The sequence below is a fragment of the Actinomyces sp. HPA0247 genome (assembly GCA_000411415.1).
GTDB lineage: Bacteria > Actinomycetota > Actinomycetes > Actinomycetales > Actinomycetaceae > Pauljensenia.
Genome location: KE150451.1, coordinates 184,276 through 210,065, shown reverse-complemented (window position 1 = coordinate 210,065; position 25,790 = coordinate 184,276). Strand labels below are relative to the sequence as shown.

Genomic DNA, 25,790 nt, shown 5'->3' with positions numbered 1-25,790 from the left:
ATGGGAGGCTTTTCGTGTCTGTGAATCTGGGGTTGAGGCATGATCGTTTGCTTCGGGAGCAGGCGGTGGAGATGTTTGAGAGGGGATGCGGCTACGGTTTGACCGCCGGGAGGCTTGGTGTGTCTGCTGAGACTGTGAGAGAGTGGCAGAAGATGTACCGCGTGATCGGGAGGGGCGGGCTTCTTGCCATGGGAGTAAAGCGGGCCAAATACGACTATGAGACCAAGGTCGCTGCGGCGAGGGCCGTGGTTGACGGTGGGATGAGTAAGCCTGAGGCGATGGTGCGTTTCGGTATTGCGAGCGCGACATCGTTGAAGAAGTGGTGCAGGCTGTACCGCGAGGGCGGCGCGCAGGCGCTCAAGCCCAAGCCCAAGGGCAGGCCAAAGGGGGCGGTGCCACCAACGCGTGAGGAGGAACTCGAAGAGCGCGTGCGCAAGCTCGAGGCGCAGGTGGCGTACCTAAAAAAATCGATTGCCCTGAAGGCGCAGAGGCGCTCCCAAACCGGGACAAAGCCCTAGTGGTCGCGCAGCTTTCAGGGCGCGGACATGCGGTGTGTGATCTCCTCGAGGCCGCCGGTCTTGCCAGGTCGAGCTACTACTACGCGCTGGCTCACCCCCAGCAGCCAACCAGGGTGTATCTGCGGCCCAAGGTTGCCCAGATTTTTTCACGAACCCCCAACGGGTGCGGTCACAGGCAGGTAGCCATGTGCCTGCGCGCTGAGGAAGGGGAGCGCATCGCCGATAAGACGGTCTTAAAGATGATGCGTGAGATGGGGCTGCGCTGCGGCATACGCCGCGAGAGGGCCTACCACAGGTACAACTCCTACAAGGGGGACGTGGGGCAAAGTTTCGACAACATCATCGGCCGCGACTTTAAGGCCGATGGGCCCTGGCAGAAATTGGGTACCGATGTCACCGAGTTCAAGCTCTCCTTCGGTAAGGCCTACCTCGCTCCGGTCTACGACTTTGCCAGCAAAGAGATCGTCGCCCACTCCATCTCGATGTGTCCCAACCTCGCCCAGCAACAAGAGATGCTCCAGATGCTCATGGACGCCAAGCCCGCAGGGGTCGAGCCGATCTTGCACTCGGACATGGGATGGCAATACCAGCACAAGGCCTACATCAGTGCGCTCGCCGATAACGGTTTCATCCAGAGCATGTCACGCAAAGGCAACTGCATCGACAACGGCGCCACCGAGCAGGTCTTCGGGCACCTCAAGGACGAGTTCTTTCGCGGCCAGGACTGGCAGACCTTCGAGAGCTTCAAAGCCGACCTCGAGGCTTACATCACGCACTGGAACACAACAAGACGCCAAGTAAAGCTCAAGGGCCTGACCCCGGCAGAATACCGGGATCAGGCCCTACAGGAAGTCGCATAACGGCAACCATTAAACGCGTCCAAGTTTCGGGGCGCAGTTCATTTCGACGAGGTCGGGGCTCAGCTATGCGCGTGACGTGCCGGAGTGCGGACAAGACCGGGGGCATACCTCGACCATGGGCAAGCATGCTCGACCACGCACAAGCACAGGGGAGTGGGTATACGAAAGCGGGCCGCCCAGTGGGCGACCCGCTTCATGTCAAACGTGCGTTTGATCAGTCAGCGATCGAGGCGACGCGACGAGCAAGCTTGGACTTGCGGTTCGCGGCCTGGTTCTTGTGGATGACGCCCTTGGAGACGGCGACGTCCAGCTTGCGCGAAGCGATACGCAGAGCGGCGAGAGCCTTGTCCTTGTCGCCGGCCTCAACGGCCTCGCGCGTGTGGCGGACCAGGGTCTTCAGCTCGGACTTCACGGACTGGTTACGAACGCGGCGCTTCTCGTTGGTGAGGATGCGCTTCTTCTGGGACTTAATGTTTGCCACAGTCGGATTTCTCCTTGATGTATGTCTGACAGGGTCGGTGAGGGCTGTGTCAAGACCGGGACTTAGGCGTGGGGACACCCGCAAACGGTCCTAACCAGACCCCCTGCCCGACCAGGCCGGGAGTCCAACCACCGATCATACCAGGGAGGGGCCTTCTCGTCATATTCCTGGCGCTTGTCCGGCCTCGTAAGGTCGGTCACGTGTCGCGGAGTTATTCTCCGTGCGTGCGGTAGTGCTCCTCGAGTGCGTCGACGATGAGCTGCCAGGTTGCCTTGGGCAGGATCGAGCCCTCGCGCCGCACATCGGTGGCCTTGACCCACAGGGCGCGGTCGAGACGCACCTCGGAGGGGCGGCCCTTGGAATCCCAGTCGCCTGAGCCGATGTCGAACCAGTAGCGTCCGGCGGCTGCCTCCTGGGCGGCGTCGCGCGTGTGATCCTTGCTGGTCAGCTGCAGGATATACACGCCGTCGCCCTGCGCGCCGATGACGACGGCTGGGCGGTCCTTACCGACGGAGGCGTCCTCCTGATAGGGGACCCAGGTCCATACGACTTCACCGGGGTCGGCGTCCCCATCCATGACGGGCGTGTACGAGGCATTGGCGAGCGCGTCGGCGATGCTCGCCTCGCGGATGGACGTCTGGGGACGATTCGAGGTCGCCGGGTCCTCGTAGCGGTGGGCCGAGCCGGAGCGCGCGTTGGACGATGAGGACGAGCGCGGCTTGCGTGTCGTTGTGGTGTTCGACTGGTGCTGCGACGGCTTGGTGGTGTTCGACTGCGACTCCTCGGCGGCGCCGGAGATGACGCTGATGAGGAAGTTGAACAGGCCCCTGACGAATGAATTCATGGCACCAGCATACGGCAGGGGAGGAACCATCCGTTTTTATCCACAGGGGTTCTGCAAGCGGCCAGGTTATCCACAGGGGTTATCTCTCTGCGTGACAGTGCATGGTTGTCTGTTTCATTCTGGATGTGTTCGCAGATGAACTCTCAACGATGAAAGGTGACGACGATGTCCACTGCAACGATTCATGGTCCGATCGTATCCCTCGACGCCTTTGGCCTGGCCTCATCCACCCCTGGCTCACCCGACGCCCGAGCTCGTGCTTGCCTGGCTGATGCATTGAGTAGCGCCGCTGGCGGCTCGATGGAGCGAGCCCTGGAACATGCGACTGGGGTGTACGAGGACGAGGAGGTGTCGATTGAGCTGCGTCTCGAAGCGGCCAAACTGTGTGTTGACTGGCATTGTGCGCTGGGATCCTATGATCGGTGTCGGCGCGTGGCGGGCGATGCCGCGCGGCTCGGGGCCAGGGTTTTGGAGCGTGACCATCCCCTTGTCCTGATGCTGAGGAACTCCGAGGCCTACTGGCTGTCGGTTCTGGGTTTCAACGACATGGCGTCCCGCCGCTTTGGTGCGCTCGTCGCTGACGTGAAGTCCTGCCGCGGCCTCGACCCTCAGATTGCTGTCGCGATTCGCAATAATTCGGCGATGCCGTGGAAGAACACTGGGAAGTGGTCCAGGGCAGCCCGCGTCTACCGTGAGCTCCTCGCGGACATGGAAGGGACGCGCGATGAAGCCGACATGACGCTGCTGACCGTACGCGACAACCTCGCTGAGGTTCTTTCTGCTGATCGCCACTACGACGAGGCGATCGCGCTCTACGAGCACAACATGGACGTGCTTCTGAGGGTCGCTGAGCATGGTGATTGGCGGGTGTTGCGCTTGCGTAACGAGATCGCGCGCAATACCTGGATGGGAGGTGATCGGGATGCTGGCGAGGACCTGTGGACGGTGTTGGCAGAGGACTGCCGACGATACCTGGGGGATCGCGATCCCCTCACGGCACGCATTCGCACCATTTTGCTGACCCTGGCCACGATGCGCGGTGATGACCAACGTGCCGAGGCCATCGCGCGCAAACTTCGCGATGATCATCCCGATGACTGGGAAGACTGCGACTTCACGGAGGCGATTTCCATCGTTGCTCAGGGGGAGATGGGAGGCTCGCAAGGGGTGTGAGCCGAGGCCACTGTGCGCGACTTCCCGCGCCTGAACTGGCACAAACGCCTACGACAATGGGACGATAAGGAGGTTAACGACTTCACGGAGGTTCACGTGCCCATCCCCACGCCCGCGCAGCAGGCGCAGATTCGCCCGGCTCACACCCCGCAGGGGCAGATCCGTAACTTCTGCATCATCGCCCACATTGATCATGGGAAGTCGACGCTCGCGGACCGTATGCTCCAGCTGACCGGTGTCGTCGAGGCCCGCGAGATGCGCGACCAGTACCTCGATCGCATGGACATTGAGCGTGAGCGTGGCATTACGATCAAGAGCCAGGCCGTGCGCATGCCGTGGGCGTATGAGGGAACCCCCTACGCGCTCAACATGATCGATACGCCTGGGCACGTGGACTTCACCTACGAGGTTTCTCGTTCTCTCGCGGCATGTGAGGGTGCGGTCCTCCTCATCGATGCCGCGCAGGGCATCGAGGCACAGACGCTCGCGAACCTGTACCTGGCCCTCGAGAATGACCTCGCGATCATCCCGGTCCTGAACAAGATCGACCTGCCGGGTGCTCAGCCCGAAAAGTACGCCCATGAGGTTGCCCAGCTGATCGGCTGCGACGAGGACGAGGTGCTCAAGGTCTCTGGCAAGACCGGTGAGGGTGTCGAGGAGCTGCTCGACCGCATCGTCGAGGCTGTCCCCGCCCCCGAGGGCGATCCCGAGGCGCCCACGCGCGCGATGATTTTTGATTCCGTGTACGACACGTACCGCGGCGTCGTCACCTACGTGCGTGTCGTTGACGGCGTGCTCTCCACCCGCCAGCGCGTGCGCATGATGTCCACGGGCGCCACCCACGAGCTCCTCGAGTTGGGAGTGATTTCGCCGGAGCCGAAGCCCGAAGAGGGCATCGGCGCTGGCGAGGTGGGTTACCTGATCACGGGCGTGAAGGATGTGCGCCAGTCCCGCGTCGGCGACACGGTGACGAGCCAGGTGCGAGGCGCGACCGAGGCGCTTGAGGGCTATCGCGACCCTAACCCGATGGTGTTCTCCGGCATCTACCCGGTCGATGGCTCTGATTTCCCGGACCTGCGTGACGCCCTTGAGCGTCTCCAGCTCAACGACGCGGCGCTGACCTTCGAGCCGGAGTCTTCCGCGGCTCTCGGCTTCGGCTTCCGCTGCGGCTTCCTCGGCCTGCTGCACCTGGAGATTATTCGCGAGCGCCTGGAGCGAGAGTTCAACCTCGATCTCATCGCGACAGCCCCGAACGTCGTCTACCGCGTCGTCACCGAGGACGGCACCGAGGTGCGCGTCGACAATCCGAGCGAGTTCCCCGAAGGCAAGATCTCCGAGGTGCGCGAGCCTGTCGTGAACGCAACGATCCTGACACCCACCGAGTTCACGGGCACCATCATGGAGCTGTGCCAGGAGCGTCGCGGCTCGATGCAGGGCATGGACTACCTGAGCGAGGACCGCGTGGAGCTGCACTACCAGCTTCCCCTGGCCGAAATCGTCTTCGACTTTTTCGATCAGCTCAAGTCCCGCACGCGCGGCTACGCTTCCCTGGATTACCAGGAGAGCGGCGAGCAGAGTGCCGACCTCGTCAAGGTCGATATCCTGCTCAATGGCGACCGCGTGGACGCGTTCAGTGCGATCGTGCACCGCGACGGCGCCTACAACTACGGCCAGCGCATGACGAAGCGCCTCAAGGAACTGATTCCTCGTCAGCAGTTCGAGATCCCGGTCCAGGCGGCTGTCGGCGCGCGCGTCATCGCCCGTGAGACCATCAAGGCCCTGCGCAAGGACATGCTCGCCAAGTGCTACGGCGGCGACATCAGCCGTAAGCGCAAGCTGCTCGAGAAGCAGAAGGAAGGCAAGAAGCGCATGAAGTCCATCGGCCGTGTGGACGTGCCACAGGAAGCCTTCATCGCTGCGCTGACCTCCGACGTCCCGACGGGCAAGAAGTGAGCGGGGATCGGATGAACGAGGCCGTGGATCGTCGTCCGGGTGAGGCCCCCGAGGGCACGGTCTTCATGAGCCGCACGAAGTCTTTCACGCGACGCACTCGCGAACTGCCCGCGAACCTCGCGCGCACGTGGGAGGCCCATGCGCACCGCTATGTGGTCGAGCCGCGTCGCGGTGTTGGCTACACGACGGTCGCGCAGGATTTCACGCTCGATCTGGCTGAGTTGTTTGGACGCAGCGCTCCCGTCACGCTCGAGATTGGCTCGGGCACGGGCGAGCAGATTGTCGCTGCTGCGGCTGCCCATCCCGAGCGTGACTTCCTCGCCCTTGAGGTGTGGGTTCCGGGCATCGCCAAGCTCGTGTCCAAGGCGGTCGACGCGGGTGTGGATAACATCCGCGTGATCGAAGCCGATGCTGCTCAGGCCCTTCCCATCATGCTGGAGGACGCGTGCTTGGACGAGGTCTGGACGTTCTTCCCCGATCCGTGGCGCAAGGCCCGACATCGTAAGCGTCGCCTGGTGTCCGATTCGTTTGCCCTCGAGGTGGCACGCCTGTTGCGCGACGGGGGAGCGTGGCGCCTGGCCACCGATTGGGATGACTACGCGTGGCAGATGCGAGACGTGATCGAGGCCTGCGAGCTTTTCGAAAACCCGCACGCCGGGGAGCGACCGGATCCGGGTGATCCTGAGCCTGAGCGTGGGGGATTCGCCCCGCGTTTCGAGGGACGCGTCGTCACACACTTTGAGACGCGCGGTATCGATGCCGGGCGCCATGCCCATGACATCGTCGGCATTCGTCGTCCCCGTGGCTGACGTCGTGAGACGCGGAGTGCGCCGGTGAGCCCCGCCCAGCCTGAGGGGGAGCGCTGGCCGACCGACGGATCGCTCGACCCCGGCCTCGTCGAGGTGGATCGCGGTCGTCCCCTCTCCCTGTATGTGCACGTCCCTTTTTGCCGCGTGCGCTGTGGGTATTGCGACTTCAACACGTACACGGTCGGTTTCGGTCCGGGCGCGCAGGTGGGGGACTACGCGCCCTCCGTTCTTGCCGAGGCTGCTCTGGCGTTTCGGGTCATGTCCGAGGCTGGACTCCCCACGCGCCAGGCGCGGACGGTGTTTTTCGGTGGCGGTACTCCGACGATGCTGGATGTCGATGAGTTGACCGAGATCCTCGTGGGCCTGCGTGAACGCATCGGTATTGCGCCGGGCGCGGAGGTGACCCTCGAGGCTAACCCCGACACGGTGACGCGTGATGGACTGGCGCAACTGGCTGACGCTGGGTTTACTCGAGTGTCGTTCGGCATGCAGTCGGCCGTTCCTGAGATCCTCGCGACCCTGGATCGCACGCATACGCCCGAGCGGGTTCCCCTCGTCGTGGAGTGGGCGAAGGAAGCGGGCCTGTCGACCTCGGTGGATCTTATCTACGGAACCCCCGGGGAGAGCCTGGCGGACTGGGAAACATCCCTGCGTGCTGCCCTGTCGTACGAGCCCGACCATATCAGCGCCTACGCGCTTGTTGTCGAGGAGGGGACGAAGATGGGGGCGCAGGTGGCCCGGGGAGAGCTGCCGACCCCCGATCCGGACGATGAGGCTGCCAAGTATGAGCTCGCCGATGCCCTCCTGGGTGAGGCGGGATACGCATGGTACGAGATTTCGAACTTCGCGCACGTCACCGAGGCGGACCGCGCCTCGGGAGGTCCATCGACCCTCTATGGGCACGCCTCTTCCCATAACTTGGCTTACTGGCGGGACTGGGATTGGTGGGGCTTCGGGCCGGGAGCGCATTCGCACGTGGGGCGTATGCGCTGGTGGAACGTGAAGAACCCGGGAGCCTATGCGGGGCGTCTGAATACTGGACAGTCTCCCGCTTACGCTGGCGAGGTTCTCGACGCGGATGCGCGCGAGCTGGAGCGTGTCATGCTGGGCGTGCGTACATCCGAGGGTGTTGAGATTGAGGGGCTGCCGGGTCTGTCACTGCCTGAAGGAACACGTGGCTCCTCCGGTGGGCGTATCGCCACGCTCATTGCGGATGGACTCATTGATGGGGCTTGCGCCCTGTCCGGGCGCGTTGTCCTCACGCTGCGTGGCCGTCTCCTCGCGGACTACGTGACCCGTGAAATCATGGGCTATTAACGGTCATTGACTGCCCGTGTGGCGGAATATGCATCTGGTGGTAAACATTATTGTGCAACCCCACATGCCACAATAGAGCTTGTATTTCATACAGTACAAGTGTGAATGTGGAGATGGTTATTTACTGTTTGACACTCGGTTCGCATGCGCAATGTGACAAGCTAGCATTACGTCGCAATACTGTTGACATCATGGTTGAAATATGTTTGCCTAGATGTGTCATGTGAAGCCGAGTAATTTGCAGGGTTCCTCCATGAGGGGGCTTGTGAAGAGCCGTATACAAGGAAAAGTGTGGTACTGTGACTCTTCGTTACGCTGTCATTGCTGACATCGTTGGCTCTCGTACGCTGACCAATCGTGCAGAGGCTCAGAGAATTTATGAGGCTGCTCTTGCGGACGCGAGTGAGGGGCTTGCGCTCTTGCAGGCGCCTTACCCGACGGTCGGTGACGAATTTCAGGCTGTGGCCTACACGCTGGAGGATGCGCTTCTTCTGACGCTGCGTGCGCAGCTTCTGCTTCCCTCACAGCTTCAGCTTCGCTTCGGAATTGGTGCGGGGCGAATTGAAGAGTTCTCCTCGGGCGTTCATCGTCAGGCTCCGGCGCGTTCGCATGGTGCGGACTCGGCGCAGCTTCAGGATGGCTCCGCTTGGTGGGCGGCCCGCGCTGCGATTAACCGGGCGCATGATGTGCAGGACTCATCGAATCCGTTCATTCGCACCTGGTTCATGGCGCATGCCTCCGTTGAGTCGTCCTTCCCGAGCCATTGCCAGACCTGCATCAACGCGTTGCTGAGCCTGCGTGATCATGCGATCCTCAAGCTCTCTGCGCGTCATCGCCGCATCACAGCTGCGCTGCTTCTCGGTAAGACCCAGGTGGAGATCGCTCGGGCAGAGAAGCTCTCGCAGCAGGCCATTTCTGACTTCGCCCGGGGCACGGGGGTGGGGTTGATCCAGTCGTCACTCATCATTGCGGAGGCCGCACGTGCATGAAGTGCTTCTCCTAGGCATTGCCGCCTCGGAGCTGACCGTCCTTCTGACATCCGACCCACGACGCTGGTCGCGGCGCCTGTCTCTCTTTCTGACGCTCCTCCTCGCCGTGATCTGCTACGCGTGGTTCGTCCTTGGCGTCAGCGCGCTGGCGAATGCGCTCGGCGCGACGCTCGCGATCGTGTGGTTCGCATGGGATCTCGTCGATCCATCTGCGCGCGGGGTGCTTGGTCGTTGGGCGTTGGCATCCATCGGCTTTGTCGCGCTCCTGAGTGCGGAGCCAACGGAATTTCCGATGCTGTCGCTGCGCTCGGGACGTTCGATTGACCTCATTATTGCCGTTCTCTTCCTCGTCACGGGTCCGGCCAATCACCTGATTACGGCGATCCTGCAGTGTGCGCGCGGTCGTGCTTCTGAGCCTGTCCCCGGGTGGATTAATGCACCCGTCCTGCCCGCGATGCCCGCGTCGGTGTCGGAGGACGGCGACGAAGCCCGCGAGGGATCGGACGTCGTTGAGCCTCCCCTCATCTCTGGTGCGTTGCCTATCGTCGCCGGTCGTAGCGATGAGCAGGATGAAGTGACGGCATTGCGTGGTGGCCGCTGGATTGGGCCGCTTGAACGTCTCCTCATTATCGTTCTCGCCGGTGCGGGCGCGGAGGTCGCGATTGCGGCAGTCGTTGCCGCCAAGGGCGTCATCCGTTTCCCCGAAATCTCGCAGGATTCGACGGGGGAGAAGGCTGAGGAATTCCTCATTGGCTCAGTGTCCTCGTGGATTCTGGCTGCCCTCGTGTCGATGCTCATTCACGCCGTGAGCCTGCACTGAGCGGTTTGGCCGCTAGAGTAAGCCGGGTGAATAGCTCAGATCCCTACGGTCGCAATATTTTCGCCCATGACCCGCACCGCGATGGGCCGGGGGCGAGGCGTCCGCGCTCTCAGGCAGTCCATGTCGAGATCGGCATGGTGCTGGAGGATGTTGCCTCCGGTTGGGTCGGTGCCGTGACGCGTGTGGAAAAGTCTGGCGGTGTTCACCTGGTGGAGCTGGAGGATCGGCGAGGAGTGCGTCGTTCCTTCCCTCTCGGCCCCGGTTTTTGGCTGGAGGGTCGTCCCATTGAGGCGCTGCCGCCGCGCCCGGCCCCTGCCCAGTCCTCGCCGGGAACACAGGTCAGTGCGTCGGGACGCCGCATCACGAACTCCGGATCGTTCGCCCCCGCGTCAAGTGGCCCCAAGGTTGCCAAGCGCTCGCGCATCTGGGTGGAAGGTCGTCATGACGCCGAGCTCGTGCAGCACGTGTGGGGCGAGGACCTGGCAGAGGCCGGGATTGCCGTTCAGCTCCTCGAAGGCGTTGACAACCTCGAAGCGGTCTTGGAGGTCTTCGGGCCGACGGATACGGCGCGTGCGGGTGTTCTCGTCGACCATATGGTCCCCGGGTCGAAGGAGTCTCGCATCGCCGAGGCCGTGTCAGCTCGCTGGCCGGGTGCGGTTCTCGTCCTGGGTCACCCTTTCGTTGACATTTGGCAGGCCGTCAAGCCGGCCCGTGTTGGGCTTGAGCGGTGGCCGGATATTCCTCGCGGTATTGATATCAAGCATGGGACGCTTGATGCCCTCGGCTGGCCGCATGCCGACCAGCGTGACATTGCGATGGGGTGGAAGCGGATCCTGTCGACCGTGCGCACCTATCGCGACCTCGAACCCGCGTTGCTGGGCAGAGTGGAGGAACTCATCGACTTCGTGACGGTGCCCTGGGCGCAGTGAGGGTCCCCCTGCGATGTGATGGTGCCTGCCCCGCGTGAAGGTTCGCGCAGGGCGCACGAGTCGTTGCGCACTACGCTCGCCTCTCGCGAAGGACCGGGGGTAGCATTGGCACTCAGGAAGCATGAGTGCCAAGCAGGGAGGGAGACGGCATGACACGCACGAGTGCACAGGACCGCCGCCTTGACGTCCTGCGCGCCATCGTCACCCAGTACGTGGCCACCCGCGAGCCCGTCGGTTCCAAGGCGATTGCCGCCGGGGGGCTCGGTGTCTCCTCGGCGACGATCCGCAACGACATGGCGGTGCTTGAGGAAGCTGGGCTCATCTACCAGCCTCACACGTCTGCCGGGCGTGTGCCGACCGACCGCGGCTACCGCGTGTTCGTCGACCGGCTCGCCGAACTCAAGCCCATGAGCGGTCCCGAGCGCCAGGCCCTCGAGACGTTCCTGTCCGAGTCCGTCGACATTGATGATGTCGTCGAGCGATCGGTTCGACTCCTCGCACAGGTCACGCATCAGGTGGCCCTCGTCCAGTACCCGGGCGCGCGCGTGCGTCTCCTCAAGCACTTTGAGGCCATTGATCTGACGCCGGGCCGCGTCCTCGTTGTCGTCATTACCGCCGACGGCGAGGTAGGGGAGCGCACGTTGAGCCTGCATGCGCCCCTCGACGATGGCCAGTTGCACGAGGTCCGTGAGCACCTGCGACGTCACTGCGACGGCGCCACGTCGGCGACTGTACAGACGTGCGTTGATGCGGCGACCGCCTCTGCTCGCCCCGACCTCGTCGGGACGGTCGCCGCGATCGGCGCCGCCCTCACCGACGTCCTCACCGGGCAGAGCGAGTCGAAGATCGTCGTCGCGGGCGCCGCGAACCTGGCGAGGGGGGCGCTCGACTTCCACGACATCGCGCCGGTCTTGGACGCCCTCGAAGAGCAGGTCGTCCTCATGCGGCTCTTCGCCGAGGCCGACCCGGGTGATGACGTGCACGTGAGTATCGGTACGGAAAACCCCCACGATGGCCTGGCAGAGGCAGCTGTCGTCACCGGAACCTACCGGGCGGGTGCCGATGAACAGGGTGGTTGCGCCCACCTGGGCATTGTCGGCCCCATGAGGATGGACTATGCGCGCACCATGAGCTCGGTACGAGCCGTGGCCGCCTACCTGTCGCGCTACCTCGCGCAGGAAACCAACAGCTAACTCGGCCGTGCGTCGAGCATGATGACGATGAACGAACGACCCCACGAGAAGAAAGAGCAAGCGTGAGAGACTACTACGAGGTCCTCGGCGTCGCCCGTGACGCCAGCCAGGACGAGATTAAGAAGGCCTACCGTAAGCTCGCCCGTAAGCTGCACCCCGACTATGCGGGCGCCGACTCGGAGGAAGCCTTTAAGGAGCTGTCCGTCGCCTACGAGACGCTGTCGGATCCGGAGAAGCGCCAGATGTACGACATCGGCGGCCCGGACGCGCTGCGTGGCGGCGGCGCTGGCGCAGGTGCGGGTTTCGGCGGTTTTTCCGACATTTTCGAGGCCATGTTCAGTGGTGGTTTCGGCGCGTCGGCGTCGGGTCCGGCCTCGCGCGTGCGTCGCGGTAAGGATCGCCAGGTCGTCGTTGACATCACCCTGGAGGACGCGGCTTTCGGCGCGGCCAAGGAAGTGTCTTTCGATACCTACGTTCTGTGCGAGGCCTGCCACGGCTCGATGTGCCAGCCGGGCACGTCGCCCACGCAGTGCACGACCTGCCACGGCTCGGGCTTCGTCACGCAGATTCAGAACTCGCTCTTTGGTCGCATGCAGACGCAGGCACCGTGTCCGACCTGTCAGGGATACGGCAACGTCATTGAGACCCCGTGCGCCGAGTGTTCGGGTGCGGGCCGTGTGCGTTCGCGCCGCACTCTCAATGTCAACATCCCCGCGGGCGCCAGCGAGGGTACGCAGATTCGCGTGAGCGGCGAGGCCGAGGTCGGCCAGGGCGGTGGCCCGAACGGTGATCTCTACCTGTTGATCCGCGAGAAGAAGCACCCGGTCTTTGATCGTCGCGGGGACGACCTGCACACGTGGATCACGATCCCGATGACGACGGCTGCCCTGGGCACCGAGTTCGAGCTGGAGACCCTCGACGGCAAGAAGACCGTGACGATCAACCCGGGTACCCAGCCCAACGACGACATCGTCCTGGAGGGACTGGGCGTGGGCCACCTGCAGCGCTCGGGCCGAGGCTCAATGCACGTGCACGTCGATGTCCAGATCCCCAAGAAGCTCGATGAGAAATCGCGCGAGCTGCTCGAGGAGTTGGCGAAGGTGCGCGGCGAGGTGCGCGTGGAGCCGCATCGTCAGCAGGCCTCGTTCTTTGACAAGCTTCGCGATACCTTCATGGGGTGATGCGCCGTGACGCTGCCCGTTTTCCTCGGTGAGGATCTGACCCCGCCCCTGGAGTCCCTGTCCGTGGGGGACATCGCCTGCCTCGGGGGAGCCGAGGGGCGTCACGCTGCTTCTGTGCGCCGCATCGGCGCGGGGGAGTGGGTCGACGTCGTCGATGGGTGTGGCCTGCGTGTGACGTGCGAGGTGAGCGGGAGCGATAAGTCCTCGCTCTCCCTGGTCGTTCGGGAGATCACGCAGGAGGACGCCCCGAGTCCCGAGGTCATCCTCGTTCAGGCGCTCGCCAAGGGTGGGCGAGACGAGGCAGCCGTCGAGATCTGCACGGAGATCGGTATCGACCGGGTGATTCCCTGGGCGTCGCAGCGTGCGATCGTCCAGTGGAAGGGACCGAAGGCCGAGAAGGGGCGCGCGAAGTGGGAGGGCGTGGCTCGCGCGGCCGCCAAGCAGTCCCGCCGCGCGTTCGTCCCGGTCGTTGAGGGCGTCAAGGATAGCCGCGAGCTGGCTTCCTGGCTCGCCTCCTTGACGGACGAGGCCGGGGTTGCCTTCGTCTGCCACGAGGAGGCGACGGATTCGCTCGGGGCCGCTCTCGCCCGCGTTCAGGAGTCCCGTGCGGACGGGGCTCTGCCTGCGCGCATCGCCCTCATCGTTGGTCCTGAGGGGGGCATCGGGGTCGAGGAGACCGCGCAGCTGGTGGACGCAGGAGCCTGCACGATTGGGCTGGGAGATAACGTCTTGCGTTCCTCCACGGCCGGCGCGGTCGCCCTGACGCTGATCCGCGCCGCCGCGGGCGCATACTAGGAGCGTTCAACTCTGGAAGCCAGAGATCCGCGCGCTCAGCGTGTGGGTCTCGCCTTCGCCCAGCGCAACCACGTCCCTGCCTGAATTGAAGGCGTTGGGCGGGCAGCTCATCGGCTCGACGGCCACGCCCACGCGGCCGATGTAGTCCGCCGAGTAGACCTGCAGCCAACGCGCGTCCGACGACAGGGACACGCCCACGCGCGATGCGGGATCGCGCAGCGTCACGGTCCAGGTGCCCTCGGGCAGGCCAGCGAAGGCGTGGTCCAACCGGGAGTCGCCGATAAGGGTGGGGGAGCGGAAGTCCAACCCGAACGATGCCACGTCGTGGGCGGCCACGGGAATCATGGAGGCGTTGGCCTCGTAGATGATGGACGCGGGGTTGGTCAGCTCCAGCTCGTCCGCTCGTGCGTCGTCGACGGCGAGGTAGGGGTGGAAGCCGACGCCGTAGGGGGCGGTGCCCTCGCCGATGTTCGTCGCGGACAACTCGACGGTGAGGCCGCGCTGCGCATCCAGGCTGTAGCGCGCGGATGCAAGAAGCGTCCACGGGTAGGAGTAGCGCGCCGCGATGAGGGTGCGCAAGATGACTGAGGAGGCATTGGCCTCGGCAATCTCCCACTCCTGGAAGGCCACGAAACCGTGGAGGGACGTGCCGAAAGTGGGTTCGTCGACAGGCAGATCGTAGGTGGCGCCCTCCCACGAGTACGAGCCGCCCGCGATGCGGTTGGGCCACGGCATGAGGACCTTGCCGAGATAACCAGGAGGGCATTCGCCGACGCCGTGAGGGACGACCAGGTCGTGCCCGCGGTAGCGCAAGCCCGCCAGACCTGCGCCGACGGTGACGACCCGTGCCTCGTACTCCCCAGCCTGTACAACGATCTCGCGCCCCGAAGCGCCCCGATCCACCATTGATGCTCCTGTGCATTCACTGAACACGAATAACACTCATTCTAAACGGAGTTGAGTCGTCTGCATCACTGCGAGAAGCGTATCCTTATAGAGAATGGCTCTCGATTGAAAGGAACACCTCGTCCTATGGCACACGAGATCACAGACGAATTTGTCGCCTCTCTCCACGCATCCTCAGACTCCGCCCGCGCGGTCGCACGCAACGCTGTCACCCACGCCGGCGTCGAGCCGGTCGCCTTCGACCGCGCCAAGGTGGTCGCCACCCCCACGGTCGTGTCCCACAAGGTGGACGACTGGAAGGTGACGTCTCAGAAGAAGTCCGGTCGCTGCTGGCTCTTCTCCTCCCTCAACCTGCTGCGTTCGACGACGCGCACCCACCTTGGCCTCAAGGACTTTGAGTTCTCGCAGAACTACGTGCTCTTCTGGGACAAGTTCGAACGCGCCAACTTCTTCCTCACCGATATCATCGCCACCGCGAAGACCGAAGAGCTTGACGGTCGTCTCCTGCAGTTCCTGCTCGGCGACGTGCTCTCCGACGGCGGCCAGTGGGACATGGCGGTCTCCCTCTACCTCAAGCACGGCCTCGTCCCCAAGGTTGCCATGCCCGAGACCGAGTCCTCCAGTCACACCGCCCCCATGAACGCCCGCCTGAAGGTCGTCCTGCGTCGCACTGCCCTCGAGCTGCGCTCCCTCGTCGAGGCCGTTGCCTCCGAGGAAGAGATCCGCGAGGTCAAGGAGGCCGCGCTGGCCGACGTGTGGCGCATCCTCGTCATCTGCCTGGGCGAGCCCCCGGCCTCCTTCGAGTGGGAGTGGCGTGACGATAACGGCGAGTTCCACCGCGACGGCGTCCTCACCCCGCGCGAGTTCTACCAGCGCTACGTGGACGTGGACCTCACGCAGTACGTGTGCCTCGTCGACGACCCGCGCGCCGAGCACCCGAAGGGCCACACCCTCACGGTCGATCACATGGGCAACGTCGTCGGCGGCCGCCCGATCCTCTACGTGAATACCCCGGTTGAGCAGATCCGCGAGATCACGGCTTCCGTCCTGGCTTCGGGTCGCGCCGTGTGGTTCGGCGCCGACTGTGGTCAGCAGTCCGACCGCGCCTCCGGCCTCTTCGTTGATGGCCTGTACGACTACGACAACCTCTTCGGCGTGGACTTCTCCACCTCGAAGGAGCAGCGCGTCAACACCGGCGAGTCCGCGATGAACCACGCGATGCTCTTCACCGGCGTCGACATCGACGAGGACGGCAACGCTCGCCGCTTCCGCGTGGAGAACTCCTGGGGCGAGGAACCCGGCGAGAAGGGCTTCTTCACGATGGACGCCGCATGGTTCGACGCCAACGTCTTCGAGGTGGCCGTGCATGTGGACGACCTGCCCGAGGATCTGCGCGCCGCCATCACTGAGGAACCGCAGCACCTGCCTGCATGGGACCCGATGGGTGCGCTGGCCTGAGCCCAGTAGCCTGACGCGCGAAGCGGGGCGTGCGTATCGTCCCGTTCGATATTTGGCCTCCCTGAGCACGGGGCGGGTGGCGTGGGACAATGGTTCCGCGATACCCGCCCCGTTATCTGTGGAGGACACATGAGCACTGACGTGACCCGCGACTTTGCGTTCGGCCTGCCCAAGGCCGAGCTGCACCTGCACCTGGAAGGCACCCTCGAGCCCGATCTCAAGCTGGCACTCGCTCGCAAGAACGGCGTCGACATCGGCCAGAGCACGGTCGAGGAGGTCCAGGCAACCTACCAGTTCAATGACCTCACGTCCTTCCTGGCCGTCTACTACCCGGCCATGGACGTCCTCCAGGACGAGGATGATTTCCACGATCTGGCTGCCGCCTACTTTGAGCGTGCCCGCGCTAACGGTGTCGTGCGTGCCGAGTGCTTCTTCGATCCGCAGGCCCACACCTCTCGCGGCATTGCGATCGAGACTGTCATCCGCGGCTACTACCGCGCCGTCGTCGAGGCGCGCGAGGCAGGCCTGTCCGCCGACCTGATCCTGTGCTTCCTGCGCGACATGAGCGCCGAGTCTGCCCTCGAGACGCTGCAAGCAGCGCTGCCCTACAAGGACATGTTCATCGGCGTGGGCCTGGACTCCGACGAGCGCGACAACCCGCCCACCAAGTTCACCCGCGTCTTCGAGCTCGCTCGCGAGGCCGGCCTGCACGTGACGATGCACTGCGACATTGACCAGATCGGCTCGATCGATAACATCCGTGCGGCCCTCACCGAGCTTGGCGCCGAGCGCCTCGACCACGGCACGAACATCGTCGAAGACCCCGAGCTGGTCGCCTACGCGCGCGACCACGGCATCGGCCTGACCTCGTGCCCGCTGTCCAATTCCTTCGTCACAGAGGAAATGAAGGGCAAGGAAATCATCGAGTTGACCGCCGCCGGCGTGAAGGTCAGCCTCAACTCCGACGATCCTGCCTACTTCGGCGGCTACATCGGCGACAACTACCTGGCGTTCGCCGAGCGCTTCGACCGCAGCCGCGCCGACCTGGAGCGCATCGCCCGCAACTCCATCGAGATCGCGTGGATCTCGGACGAGGAGAAGACTGAGCTGCTCGCCCGCGTGGATCGCTTCGTGTCTGAGAACTGATCGGCGACGAACGAGGCCGGGGCACTGGGAGCCCACGCGCGCGGACCAGCCCCGGCCTCGTCGTTCGTGGGCGAGCGCTATTCTCAAGCCGTTGCGAGAGTGGACGCCCGCTGTCACAATTGGCCACCCCGTGAACGCGCCGAGCACCGTGCCGACGAGACTGCCATGATAGGAACCATGACGAACCACACGAAGCCGACGTTGTTGATTTCCAACGTCCTGCCGGCACGCCCGGGGGACGAGGCATACAACAACATCTGCATGCGCCTGTGGGATCGTCTCCTTGAGGCCGCGCTGCCGAACTGGAACGTCATCCGCGAGTACGCGCAGGAAGACGGCGCCGAGGGTGCAGCCCTGCGCGCACAGCACGCCGACGCGATCATCATCATGGGCGGCGAGGACGTCCACCCCAGCCTGTACGGTGCCTCGCAGGGATATCAGGCCGAGGGACGCCACTGGTACCGCGCGGATCGCGGACAGATCGCCCTCGTCGACTACGCCGTGCGCACGGGCACGCCGCTCCTGGGGATCTGCCGCGGCATGCAGATCATCAATACGGCCCTGGGCGGCACGCTCGAGCAGCACATCGAGGGCGCTGACGGCACGCACACGAACAGCCGGATCCTGTCCGATCACCGCTTCATCCGTCACAGCGTGCGCGTCGGTGGGGGAACGAACCTTGAGCGTGCCCTGGCTCCCGTCCTCACCAACTCTGAGCTGATCATCTCCTCCGCCCACCACCAGCGCGTGGCACGCGTGGGCGAGGGCCTGCAGGTGAGCGCCTATGCCCCGGACGGTACCATCGAAGCCATTGAGACGATCGATGCACCCGTCCTCGGCGTGCAGTGGCACCCCGAGGATCCCGCCGCCGACATTTCCCAGCTGCGCGCCCTCCTCGGCCACCTCGACGCGCGCCGCGCCCCCCGCCTCGAGAGGGCCTCGACTACCCTGGTCGCATGACCATTTCCCCGGGAACGAATTTCGACGATCCCCGATTCTGCGACGACGAGCGCACCCCCGTGCAGCGCATGCGCGATGGCGACTATTACATCGCGGATGATGAGCTCTCGGCACTCACGAGGCGCGCGGTTCGCCTCCTGTCCCTCTACGAGCAGGCGCATCCCACCGATCCGGATATCGCCCGCTACCTGCTCTCCCAGGTCCTCGGCGAGGTGGGGGAGAATGTCGACATTCGACCGCCCCTGCGCGTTGACTACGGGTACAACATCTCCATTGGGAATGGTTCCTGGGTCAACTACGGCCTGACAGTGCTCGACGTTGCCCAGGTCGTCATCGGCAAGGACGTCCTCATCGGCCCCAATTGCTCACTCTACACGGCGATCCATCCGACCGAGCCCGGGCCTCGTCGAGCGAAATGGGAGTCCGCAGCACCGATCACCCTCGAGGACAACGTGTGGCTGGGCGGCTCCGTCGTCGTGTGCCCGGGAGTGACCATCGGCGAGAACTCGATCATCGGAGCGGGCACCGTCGTCACCCGCGACATCCCCGCCAACTGCATCGCCGTCGGCAACCCCGCCCGCGTCATCAAAAACCTGGACCCCACCACCCCTCGCGCTCTCGAAGCGGCGGGCGTCGGTGTTATTCCGCACGGACACACGGGAGAAGAAGCATGAGCATCCTGCCGATCTGCATCACGGGCGAGCCGGTCCTGCATCGGGTCGCGGATCCCGTCGACTCCTTTGATTCTGAACTGAGCGACCTCGTCGCCGACATGATCGAGACGATGCACGCCGCGCCCGGGGTCGGCCTCGCGGCGCCGCAGGTCGGCGTTGGATCTCAGATCTTCGTGTGGCGCTACGCCGGGGGCGGCGCGTTCGATAGCCGCTACCGCGACGTCCTCCAGCTCGAGGAGGGACCCCAACGCGGCTTCAACACCATGCTGAGCGGTGTCGTCGTCAACCCGACCCTCGACCTCGTCTGGGATGACGAGGGCGCGGGTGCAATCCTGCCCACCCGCCCCGATGCCACCTGCGAGTCCGAGGGATGCCTCTCCGTGCCCGGGTACGGCTACCCGCTGCGTCGCGCACTCGGCGCCGTCCTACGCGGATACGACGTGTCGGGCACGCCCATCGAGGTCGCCGCCCGTGGCTGGCTCGCGCGCATCTTCCAGCACGAATACGACCACCTGCGCGGAACCCTCTACGTCGACCGCCTCGCGCAGCCCTACTCGGACGAAGCCCAGCAGGTCATTCGTGAGCGCAGGTGGGGGACCAGCGGATATACGTGGACCCCGGGGGAGTGAGCCTCACTCACGTCCTCCCGAGGCCGCGACGTGAGCGTCAGTGGACCTCGAAGCCCAGCGACCGGAAGTAGTTGCGCACTTCCTCCGTAGCCTCGGGCGTGGGAGCCTTCGTGTCCTCCAGCTGGTAGTCCAGACCCAGCGAATGCCACTTGTCCTTGCCCAGCTGGTGGAAGGGCAGGACCTCGATACGATCGATGACGTCCTTCCAGCGCGAGACAATCTCGCCAACTTGCCGTACGTTCTCCGGATCATCGGTCAGGCCCGGAACGAGGACGAAACGAATCCAGATGCGCGTCGCGCCACCGCGCGCGGCAATGCGATCACCGAACTCGATCGTGGGTGCCAGGGCGCGTCCCGTTGCCTTCTTGTAGGTCTCCTCGTTGCCGCTCTTGACGTCCAGGAGCACCAAGTCGATCGCGTCGAGCATCTCGTCGTCACAGTTCGCACCCAGGAACCCGGAGGTATCGATGCAGGTGTGCACGCCCATCTCCTTGGCGCCCATCAGGATGCGCTTGGCGAACTGGGGCTGCATGAGGACCTCGCCGCCGGACAGCGTGATACCGCCCTTCGTCGTGCGGAAAATACGGCGGTAGCGCGCGATGCGGGAGAGGAGCTCCGTGTCAGACACGGGAGCGCCGTCCTTCATGAGGAACGTGTCGGGGTTGTGGCAGTACAGGCAACGCAGCGGGCAGCCGTTGAGGAACACCGTCATGCGCGTACCGGGGCCGTCAACGGCGGTGACGAGCTCCCAGGAGTGAATGGACCCCAGCGTGCCCTCACGCATGCGGCGCAGGCGCTCGGAGCGCTCCAGATCCGTGATCTCCTCCAGGCCCTCGACGCCAGCGCCGACGGTACGTGATTGGGGAGCTTGGAAGTCCTGCTCGCGGAACGTGGGGAGAGCGAGGGTCTGCGACATGTTTCCTTCTTCGCGGTTGAGTGGGAGGTGTCCGTGATGGGAACGAGGCCGGGGATCGTCAGCGTAGATCGCCGACGAACGCAGGCATAGCAGCGGGGCGCCGAGCGTTGCCCGACGCCCCACTCCAATCAGCGATCAGGCCGAGTGGTGGAAGGTGCGGGACAGAACGTCCAGCTGCTGCTCACGGGTGAGCTTGACGAAGTTGACGGCGTAGCCGGAAACGCGAACGGTCAGGTTCGGGTACTTCTCGGGGTGCTCCATGGCGTCCTTCAGCGTGGACTCCTCGAGAACGTTGATGTTCGCGTGGTAGAGGCCATCCTTGTCGCCGCGCTCTTCGCGGGCGGCCTTCATGTCGGCGAGGCGCTCTTCGTAGGTCTTGGTTGCCATAACATTTCTCCTTTTGTGAAACTCCGGGGGTACCGGATTGGGTGGGTCGCGGTGCGGCACACCCACGTGTGTGGTGGGCGGGGATCAATACGGGTGACGCATCGATCCCCGCCGATGGTGGATCAGTAGCCCTTGGTGCCGTCGTAGGCGCAGGAATCGTCCGGAACGAAGCCAGCGTCGAGGATGCCGACCAGGTTCTGGATCTGCTCTTCCTTGGAGCGGCCCAGGCCCTGCGGGGTGATCGTGTTCGTCAGCGAGATGCCGTCGAGTGCGTCGTTGTAGTCCAGCTTGCCGACCGACAGCATGGAGGCAACCATGCCGTGCGTGTCGATGCCGTTCTCCGGGTTCGCGCCGGGGGCGAAGGGGGTGCCCTTCTGGTGGCCCGACGGGAAGGAACCGGTGGCCTTGCCGTAGACGACGTTCGAGGTGATCGTCAGGACCGACTGGGTCGGGATCGCGTCGCGGTACATGGGGATCGCGCGGATCTTGTCCATGACGGTGTGGACGACGGTCGCGGCGATGTCGTCGGCGCGGTCATCGTCGTTGCCGTAGGTCGGGAAGTCGCCCTCGGTGCGGTAGTCGACGACCAGGCCGGTCTCGTCGCGGATCGGGTAAACCTTCGCGTACTTGATGGCGGCCAGCGAGTCGGCAACGATGGACAGGCCTGCGATGCCGCAGCCCATGGTGCGGACGATCTCAGCGTCGTGCAGAGCCATTTCGATGGCCTCGTACGCGTAGCGATCGTGGCAGTAGTGGATGATGTTGAGGGCCTCGACGTAGGTGCCAACGACCCAGTCCAGCATCTCCTCGTAGCGCTTCCACACGTCATCGAAGTCGAGCGGGCCGTCACCCTGGACGGGCTCGTAGCCTTCCATGACCTGCTTGCCGCTCATCTCGTCGCGGCCACCGTTGATGGCGTAGAGCAGGGCCTTGGCGGCGTTCACACGCGCGCCGAAGAACTGCATCTGCTTGCCGACCTTCATGGGGGAGACGCAGCATGCGATGGCGGCGTCGTCACCCCAGTGGGCGCGGATCTGCGGATCGGACTCGTACTGGATCGAGGAGGTCTCGATCGAGATACGGGCGCAGAACTCCTTGTAGCCGCGGGGCAGGTTCTCGTCCCAGAAGATGGTGATGTTCGGCTCGGGGGCCGGACCGAGGTTCACCAGCGTCTGAAGCAGGCGGAAGGAGGTCTTGGTGACCAGCGTACGGCCGTCGTCGCCGAAGCCGGCGTCCGACCAGGTGGCCCAGTAGGGGTCGCCCGAGAAGATCTGGTCGTAAGCGATGGTGCGCAGGAAGCGGGTGATGCGCAGCTTGATGACGAGGGCGTCGATGATCTCCTGTGCGCCGGACTCATCCAGCGTGCCGTTCTTCAGATCGCGCTCGAAGTAGCAGTCGAAGAAGCCCGACAGGCGGCCGATCGACATGGCGGCGCCGTCCTGAGACTTCACGGAGGCCAGGTAGCCGAAGTAGGTCCACTGCACGGCCTCGTGCGCGTTGGTGGCGGGGCCGGAGATGTCGTAGCCGTACGAGGCAGCGAGGTTCTTCAGCTTCTTGAGGGCCTTGATCTGCTCGGAGTGCTCCTCGCGGTAGCGTGCCCAGTGCTCGGAGAAGGGCTGGTCGGCGTAGCGATCCTTGTCCTTTTCTTTCTCGGCGATGAGGTGGTCAACGCCGTAGAGCGCCACACGGCGGTAGTCGCCGATGATGCGGCCACGGCCGTAGGCGTCCGGCAGGCCGGTGATGATGTGGGAAGAACGAGCTGCGCGGATGCGCGGCGTGTAGATATCGAAGACAGCGTCGTTGTGGGTCTTGCGGTACTTGGTGAAGATCTTCTTCACCTCGGGGTTGTATTCCTTGCCGGCCTCGTGGATGGCCGTCTCGACCATGCGCCAGCCGCCGTTCGGCATCATCGCGCGCTTCAGGGGGGCATCGGTCTGCAGGCCGACGATCACGTTGTCGTCCTCGCAGATGTAGCCGGGCTTGAAAGCATCGATGTCGGCGGGGGTGTCGGTGTCAACGTCGAGGATGCGCACCTTGCGCTCTTCGGAGAGGTACTTCTCTTCGAGAGTGTTCCACACGCGCAGGGTCTTCTCGGTCGGCCCTGCCAGGAACGAGGCATCGCCCTCGTACGGGGTGTAGTTCAGCTGGATGAAATCACGAACGTCGATTTCATCGCACCAGTTACCCTTTACGAAACCTTCCCAGGCCTTCTGGTCTGCTGTCGTCATTCTTCCTCTTCTCGGATGTCCGTATCCCGTTGTGGGGACGGTGTGTTAGGAGCGGAGCTCCACAGTGCGTCGGATTCCAACGCTTAGGCCCATTGTCCTACGGCTTGGGGGGTCTCCACAACCCATATCAACCGACAGTCTATGTTCTGCGTCTCAGGATATGGGCCCAAAGTCTCGAGCGGTTAAATTGTGGGACCAAGGTCCTTAGGAGAAGAGAGCTGGCTTGACCCCCTACACTGGTACCAGTGCCCGTCCCACAAAGGAGAAAAATCCTATGTCTGCACCCCGCCCCGTCCTTGGAGTTGGCGTTCTTGGAGCCGGAACCGTCGGTAGCCAGGTCATTCGTATCCTTCAGTCGAGCCGTGAGGATTTCGCGGCTCGCTCGGGCGCGGAGATGGAGGTGCGCAAGGTCCTCGTCCGCAATGTGGATGCTCCCCGAGATGCTCCGATTGATCGTGAGCTGCTGACGACCGACCCCGCTGAAGCGATCGACAACATGGACCTCGTCGTCGAGCTGATCGGCGGCATTGAGCCCGCCCGCACCCTCGTGCTGCGTGCGCTCAACCAGGGCATTTCGGTTGTCACGGGCAATAAGGCCCTCCTGGCCGCCCACGGCCCCGAGCTCTACGAGGCCGCCGCAGCCAATGGCGCTGACCTCTACTACGAGGCCGCTGTGGCGGGTGCTGTTCCTGTCGTTTACGGCCTGCGCGAGTCCCTCGCCGGCGACCGCATCACGACGGTCATGGGCATCGTGAATGGCACGACCAACTTCATCCTCGATGCGATGAGCACGAAGGGCCTCAGCTACGAGGAGGCGCTCAAGCAGGCGCAGGTTCTCGGTTTTGCCGAGGCTGACCCGACCGCGGACGTTGAGGGCTTCGACGCGGCCGCCAAGTGCTCCATTCTTGCCTCGCTCGCCTTCCACACCCGCGTCGGTATCGACGATGTTGCGGTTGAGGGCATCACGAGCATCACGAAGGAGGATATGGAGGAGGCGGCGCGCATCAACCATACGATCAAGCTCCTCGCTATCGCTGAGCGCCGCATCGGCGAGGATGGGCGTGAAGGTGTCGCGATGCGTGTGCATCCGGCTCAGGTTCCCGCCGATCACCCGCTCGCGTCCGTTGACGGCGCCTATAACGCGATTCTTGTCGAGGGCGAGGCCGCCGGTCGCCTGATGTTCTACGGTCAGGGCGCGGGTGGTGCGCCCACGGCCTCGGCCGTCCTGTCCGACCTTGTCGCGGCCGCGCATCACCGAGCCTTTGGCGGTCACGCCCCGCGCGAGTCGGTGTACGCGCACCTGCCGATCCTCGATCCCGGCTCGACGCACACTCGGTACCAGATTCGCCTGCAGGTGGAGGACCGCCTCGGCGTCCTGTCCGATGTTGCCGGCATCTTTGCCCGCCACGGTGTCTCGATCCAGTCCGTCCATCAGCGTAACGACGAGGTTCCCGGCGCCTGCGTCATCGTCGTGACCAGCCACCGCGCCCGCGAGGCCGACCTGCGCGCCGTTGCCCGCGCGCTCGCCGTGTCCGACGCCGTGCGTGAGGTGACCTCCACGATCCGCGTTGAGGGTGAGTGACGTGCGGCTGCGAGATGATTTTGTCGCGGTGAAGGTCCCCGCGACCAGCGCGAACCTGGGTCCGGGATTCGACTGCATGGGCCTGGCCCTCGACCTGTGGGACGAGGTCTCGGTTCACGCGACGACTGGGCCCACCTCGGTCGTCGTTGAGGGGGAAGGTGCCGGAAACGTCGAGCAGGGCGAGGACAACCTCGTCGTGCGTGCCCTGCGCCTTGCGCTCGACCGCGTGGGTGCCCCTCAGGTGGGCGTGCGCATGCACTGCACGAACCGCATCCCTCATTCCCGAGGCCTGGGTTCCTCTGCGAGTGCGATCGTCGCCGGCGTGACGCTGGCACGTGCCCTCATCGGTGACGCCGATGTGCTCGGCCGCCAGGAGATCCTCGAGATCGGATCCCACATGGAGGGGCATCCCGACAACGTGGCTCCCGCCGTTTTTGGCGGCGCGACCGTGTCCTGGATGAACGAGGAGACCTCCGAAGTGGGCAGCGTGCGCCTCACCCCGCCCGAGGGCATCAACCCCGTCGCGTTCATCCCCGACTTCGAGCTGCGCACCGCCGCCGCGCGAGCCGCCCTGCCTGCAACCGTTCCCCACGGTGATGCGAGCTTCAATGTGGCGCGCGGTGCTCTGCTGGCCGCCATCCTGTCGGGTGGTGCCCAGGCGAGTGGGGGAGTGAACCTGCATGCGCTCCTCATGGAAGCTACGCGCGACCGCCTCCATCAGGAACAGCGCCGGGCCGCGATGGAACCCTCACTGGCACTCGTTGACTGGCTGCGCGGTGCCGGTTTTGCTGCCGTTGTCTCCGGTGCGGGGCCGACCGTTCTGTCTCTGGAGAAGGTGGGGGCGGATATTCGCCGCGACGCAGCTGGTGCAGGCTGGCGTGTCGTGCCGCTGGCCGTGGCCGCATCGGGCGTGCAGATTACCCGCGGAAGCCTTGCGAAAGTCGAGTTTTAGTCGCTCGGCTTCGCTGTGAGTTTGTTGGCAACCACCGCCAGCCTCGCCGTCTAAGTGACAGCGGGCTGGCGGTCTTGCTATATTTTTTTC

General features: G+C 64.4%; 25 protein-coding genes. 19 read left to right on the top strand and 6 right to left on the bottom strand.

Going from position 1 to position 25,790, the window contains the following annotated elements:
* Positions 1 to 14 precede the first annotated feature (14 nt).
* Positions 15 to 518 carry a helix-turn-helix domain-containing protein gene (locus tag HMPREF1478_RS06075; protein WP_016461199.1) on the top strand — a complete coding sequence of 168 codons (504 nt, stop codon included), beginning with the start codon at positions 15 to 17 and terminating at the stop codon, positions 516 to 518.
* Positions 518 to 1,378 carry an IS3 family transposase gene (locus tag HMPREF1478_RS06070; RefSeq protein WP_034475280.1) on the top strand — a complete coding sequence of 287 codons (861 nt, stop codon included), beginning with the start codon at positions 518 to 520 and terminating at the stop codon, positions 1,376 to 1,378. The genes HMPREF1478_RS06075 and HMPREF1478_RS06070 overlap by 1 nt, the downstream gene beginning before the upstream one ends.
* 214 nt (positions 1,379 to 1,592) lie before the next feature.
* On the opposite strand, the gene rpsT is transcribed toward HMPREF1478_RS06070, so the two are convergent.
* Together rpsT and HMPREF1478_RS06060 are read right to left on the bottom strand one after the other, a co-directional pair.
* Positions 1,593 to 1,859: a 30S ribosomal protein S20 gene (gene rpsT, locus HMPREF1478_RS06065; protein WP_016461197.1), complete on the bottom strand. Its 267-nt coding sequence runs from the start codon at positions 1,857 to 1,859 to the stop codon at positions 1,593 to 1,595.
* 211 nt (positions 1,860 to 2,070) lie between these two features.
* A complete protein-coding gene (locus HMPREF1478_RS06060; RefSeq protein ID WP_034475443.1) occupies positions 2,071 to 2,703 on the bottom strand; it encodes a type II toxin-antitoxin system PemK/MazF family toxin in 633 nt (210 codons plus the stop codon).
* Positions 2,704 to 2,859: 156 nt separating this feature from the next.
* On the opposite strand from HMPREF1478_RS06060, the gene HMPREF1478_RS06055 reads away from it, so the two are divergent.
* The 10 genes from HMPREF1478_RS06055 to HMPREF1478_RS06010 all read left to right on the top strand — a co-directional run bounded on the left by HMPREF1478_RS06055 (position 2,860) and on the right by HMPREF1478_RS06010 (position 13,862).
* Positions 2,860 to 3,876 (top strand): tetratricopeptide repeat-containing protein, encoded by a 1,017-nt coding sequence (locus tag HMPREF1478_RS06055; protein ID WP_148332978.1) that lies wholly within the window; start codon positions 2,860 to 2,862, stop codon positions 3,874 to 3,876.
* A gap of 96 nt (positions 3,877 to 3,972) precedes the next feature.
* A complete protein-coding gene (lepA, locus tag HMPREF1478_RS06050) occupies positions 3,973 to 5,829 on the top strand; it encodes a translation elongation factor 4 (RefSeq protein WP_034475436.1) in 1,857 nt (618 codons plus the stop codon).
* An 11-nt stretch (positions 5,830 to 5,840) separates the two neighbouring features.
* Positions 5,841 to 6,638, top strand: coding sequence for a tRNA (guanosine(46)-N7)-methyltransferase TrmB (gene trmB / locus HMPREF1478_RS06045; protein ID WP_016461193.1), 798 nt, complete (start codon positions 5,841 to 5,843; stop codon positions 6,636 to 6,638).
* 24 nt (positions 6,639 to 6,662) lie between these two features.
* On the top strand, positions 6,663 to 7,955 hold the full coding sequence (hemW, locus tag HMPREF1478_RS06040; protein WP_016461192.1) for a radical SAM family heme chaperone HemW: 1,293 nt from the start codon (positions 6,663 to 6,665) through the stop codon (positions 7,953 to 7,955).
* 299 nt (positions 7,956 to 8,254) lie between these two features.
* The gene (locus HMPREF1478_RS06035; protein ID WP_016461191.1) at positions 8,255 to 8,944 is read left to right on the top strand and encodes a SatD family protein; all 690 of its coding nucleotides are present in this window, start codon (positions 8,255 to 8,257) and stop codon (positions 8,942 to 8,944) included.
* Complete coding sequence (locus tag HMPREF1478_RS06030) at positions 8,937 to 9,764, top strand: hypothetical protein (protein ID WP_016461190.1); 828 nt, start codon at positions 8,937 to 8,939, stop codon at positions 9,762 to 9,764. The genes HMPREF1478_RS06035 and HMPREF1478_RS06030 overlap by 8 nt, the downstream gene beginning before the upstream one ends.
* A gap of 134 nt (positions 9,765 to 9,898) precedes the next feature.
* Entirely contained in the window at positions 9,899 to 10,693 is a 795-nt protein-coding gene (locus tag HMPREF1478_RS06025) for a DUF3097 family protein (protein WP_016461189.1), read from the top strand.
* A 149-nt stretch (positions 10,694 to 10,842) separates the two neighbouring features.
* Positions 10,843 to 11,886: a heat-inducible transcriptional repressor HrcA gene (hrcA, locus tag HMPREF1478_RS06020; RefSeq protein WP_016461188.1), complete on the top strand. Its 1,044-nt coding sequence runs from the start codon at positions 10,843 to 10,845 to the stop codon at positions 11,884 to 11,886.
* A gap of 62 nt (positions 11,887 to 11,948) precedes the next feature.
* Positions 11,949 to 13,067, top strand: a complete 1,119-nt coding sequence (dnaJ, locus tag HMPREF1478_RS06015; RefSeq protein ID WP_016461187.1) for a molecular chaperone DnaJ — start codon at positions 11,949 to 11,951, stop codon at positions 13,065 to 13,067.
* 6 nt (positions 13,068 to 13,073) lie between these two features.
* Entirely contained in the window at positions 13,074 to 13,862 is a 789-nt protein-coding gene (locus HMPREF1478_RS06010; protein WP_016461186.1) for a 16S rRNA (uracil(1498)-N(3))-methyltransferase, read from the top strand.
* A 6-nt stretch (positions 13,863 to 13,868) separates the two neighbouring features.
* Here HMPREF1478_RS06010 and HMPREF1478_RS06005 read toward each other — a convergent pair whose 3' ends face one another.
* A complete protein-coding gene (locus HMPREF1478_RS06005) occupies positions 13,869 to 14,768 on the bottom strand; it encodes an aldose-1-epimerase (RefSeq protein ID WP_016461185.1) in 900 nt (299 codons plus the stop codon).
* 126 nt (positions 14,769 to 14,894) lie between these two features.
* Between HMPREF1478_RS06005 and HMPREF1478_RS06000 the strand changes: the two genes are divergently transcribed.
* From HMPREF1478_RS06000 to HMPREF1478_RS05980, 5 genes are all read left to right on the top strand, one after another.
* Positions 14,895 to 16,226: a C1 family peptidase gene (locus HMPREF1478_RS06000; RefSeq protein ID WP_016461184.1), complete on the top strand. Its 1,332-nt coding sequence runs from the start codon at positions 14,895 to 14,897 to the stop codon at positions 16,224 to 16,226.
* 129 nt (positions 16,227 to 16,355) lie between these two features.
* Positions 16,356 to 17,372, top strand: a complete 1,017-nt coding sequence (add, locus tag HMPREF1478_RS05995; RefSeq protein ID WP_016461183.1) for an adenosine deaminase — start codon at positions 16,356 to 16,358, stop codon at positions 17,370 to 17,372.
* 177 nt (positions 17,373 to 17,549) lie between these two features.
* Positions 17,550 to 18,332 carry a gamma-glutamyl-gamma-aminobutyrate hydrolase family protein gene (locus HMPREF1478_RS05990; RefSeq protein ID WP_034475275.1) on the top strand — a complete coding sequence of 261 codons (783 nt, stop codon included), beginning with the start codon at positions 17,550 to 17,552 and terminating at the stop codon, positions 18,330 to 18,332.
* Positions 18,329 to 19,006: a sugar O-acetyltransferase gene (locus tag HMPREF1478_RS05985; RefSeq protein WP_016461181.1), complete on the top strand. Its 678-nt coding sequence runs from the start codon at positions 18,329 to 18,331 to the stop codon at positions 19,004 to 19,006. The genes HMPREF1478_RS05990 and HMPREF1478_RS05985 overlap by 4 nt, the downstream gene beginning before the upstream one ends.
* Positions 19,003 to 19,635, top strand: coding sequence for a peptide deformylase (locus tag HMPREF1478_RS05980; RefSeq protein ID WP_016461180.1), 633 nt, complete (start codon positions 19,003 to 19,005; stop codon positions 19,633 to 19,635). The genes HMPREF1478_RS05985 and HMPREF1478_RS05980 overlap by 4 nt, the downstream gene beginning before the upstream one ends.
* Positions 19,636 to 19,672: 37 nt before the next feature.
* On the opposite strand, the gene pflA is transcribed toward HMPREF1478_RS05980, so the two are convergent.
* The 3 genes from pflA to pflB form a co-directional block, all read right to left on the bottom strand.
* A complete protein-coding gene (gene pflA / locus HMPREF1478_RS05975; RefSeq protein WP_016461179.1) occupies positions 19,673 to 20,551 on the bottom strand; it encodes a pyruvate formate-lyase-activating protein in 879 nt (292 codons plus the stop codon).
* Between the two features lie 135 nt (positions 20,552 to 20,686).
* Positions 20,687 to 20,938, bottom strand: coding sequence for an autonomous glycyl radical cofactor GrcA2 (grcA2, locus tag HMPREF1478_RS05970; RefSeq protein ID WP_009056454.1), 252 nt, complete (start codon positions 20,936 to 20,938; stop codon positions 20,687 to 20,689).
* Positions 20,939 to 21,060: 122 nt separating this feature from the next.
* Positions 21,061 to 23,166, bottom strand: coding sequence for a formate C-acetyltransferase (gene pflB, locus HMPREF1478_RS05965; protein ID WP_016461178.1), 2,106 nt, complete (start codon positions 23,164 to 23,166; stop codon positions 21,061 to 21,063).
* A gap of 274 nt (positions 23,167 to 23,440) precedes the next feature.
* Between pflB and HMPREF1478_RS05960 the strand changes: the two genes are divergently transcribed.
* Positions 23,441 to 24,748 (top strand): homoserine dehydrogenase, encoded by a 1,308-nt coding sequence (locus HMPREF1478_RS05960; protein WP_016461177.1) that lies wholly within the window; start codon positions 23,441 to 23,443, stop codon positions 24,746 to 24,748.
* Position 24,749: 1 nt separating this feature from the next.
* The gene (gene thrB, locus HMPREF1478_RS05955; RefSeq protein WP_016461176.1) at positions 24,750 to 25,700 is read left to right on the top strand and encodes a homoserine kinase; all 951 of its coding nucleotides are present in this window, start codon (positions 24,750 to 24,752) and stop codon (positions 25,698 to 25,700) included.
* Positions 25,701 to 25,790 lie beyond the last annotated feature (90 nt).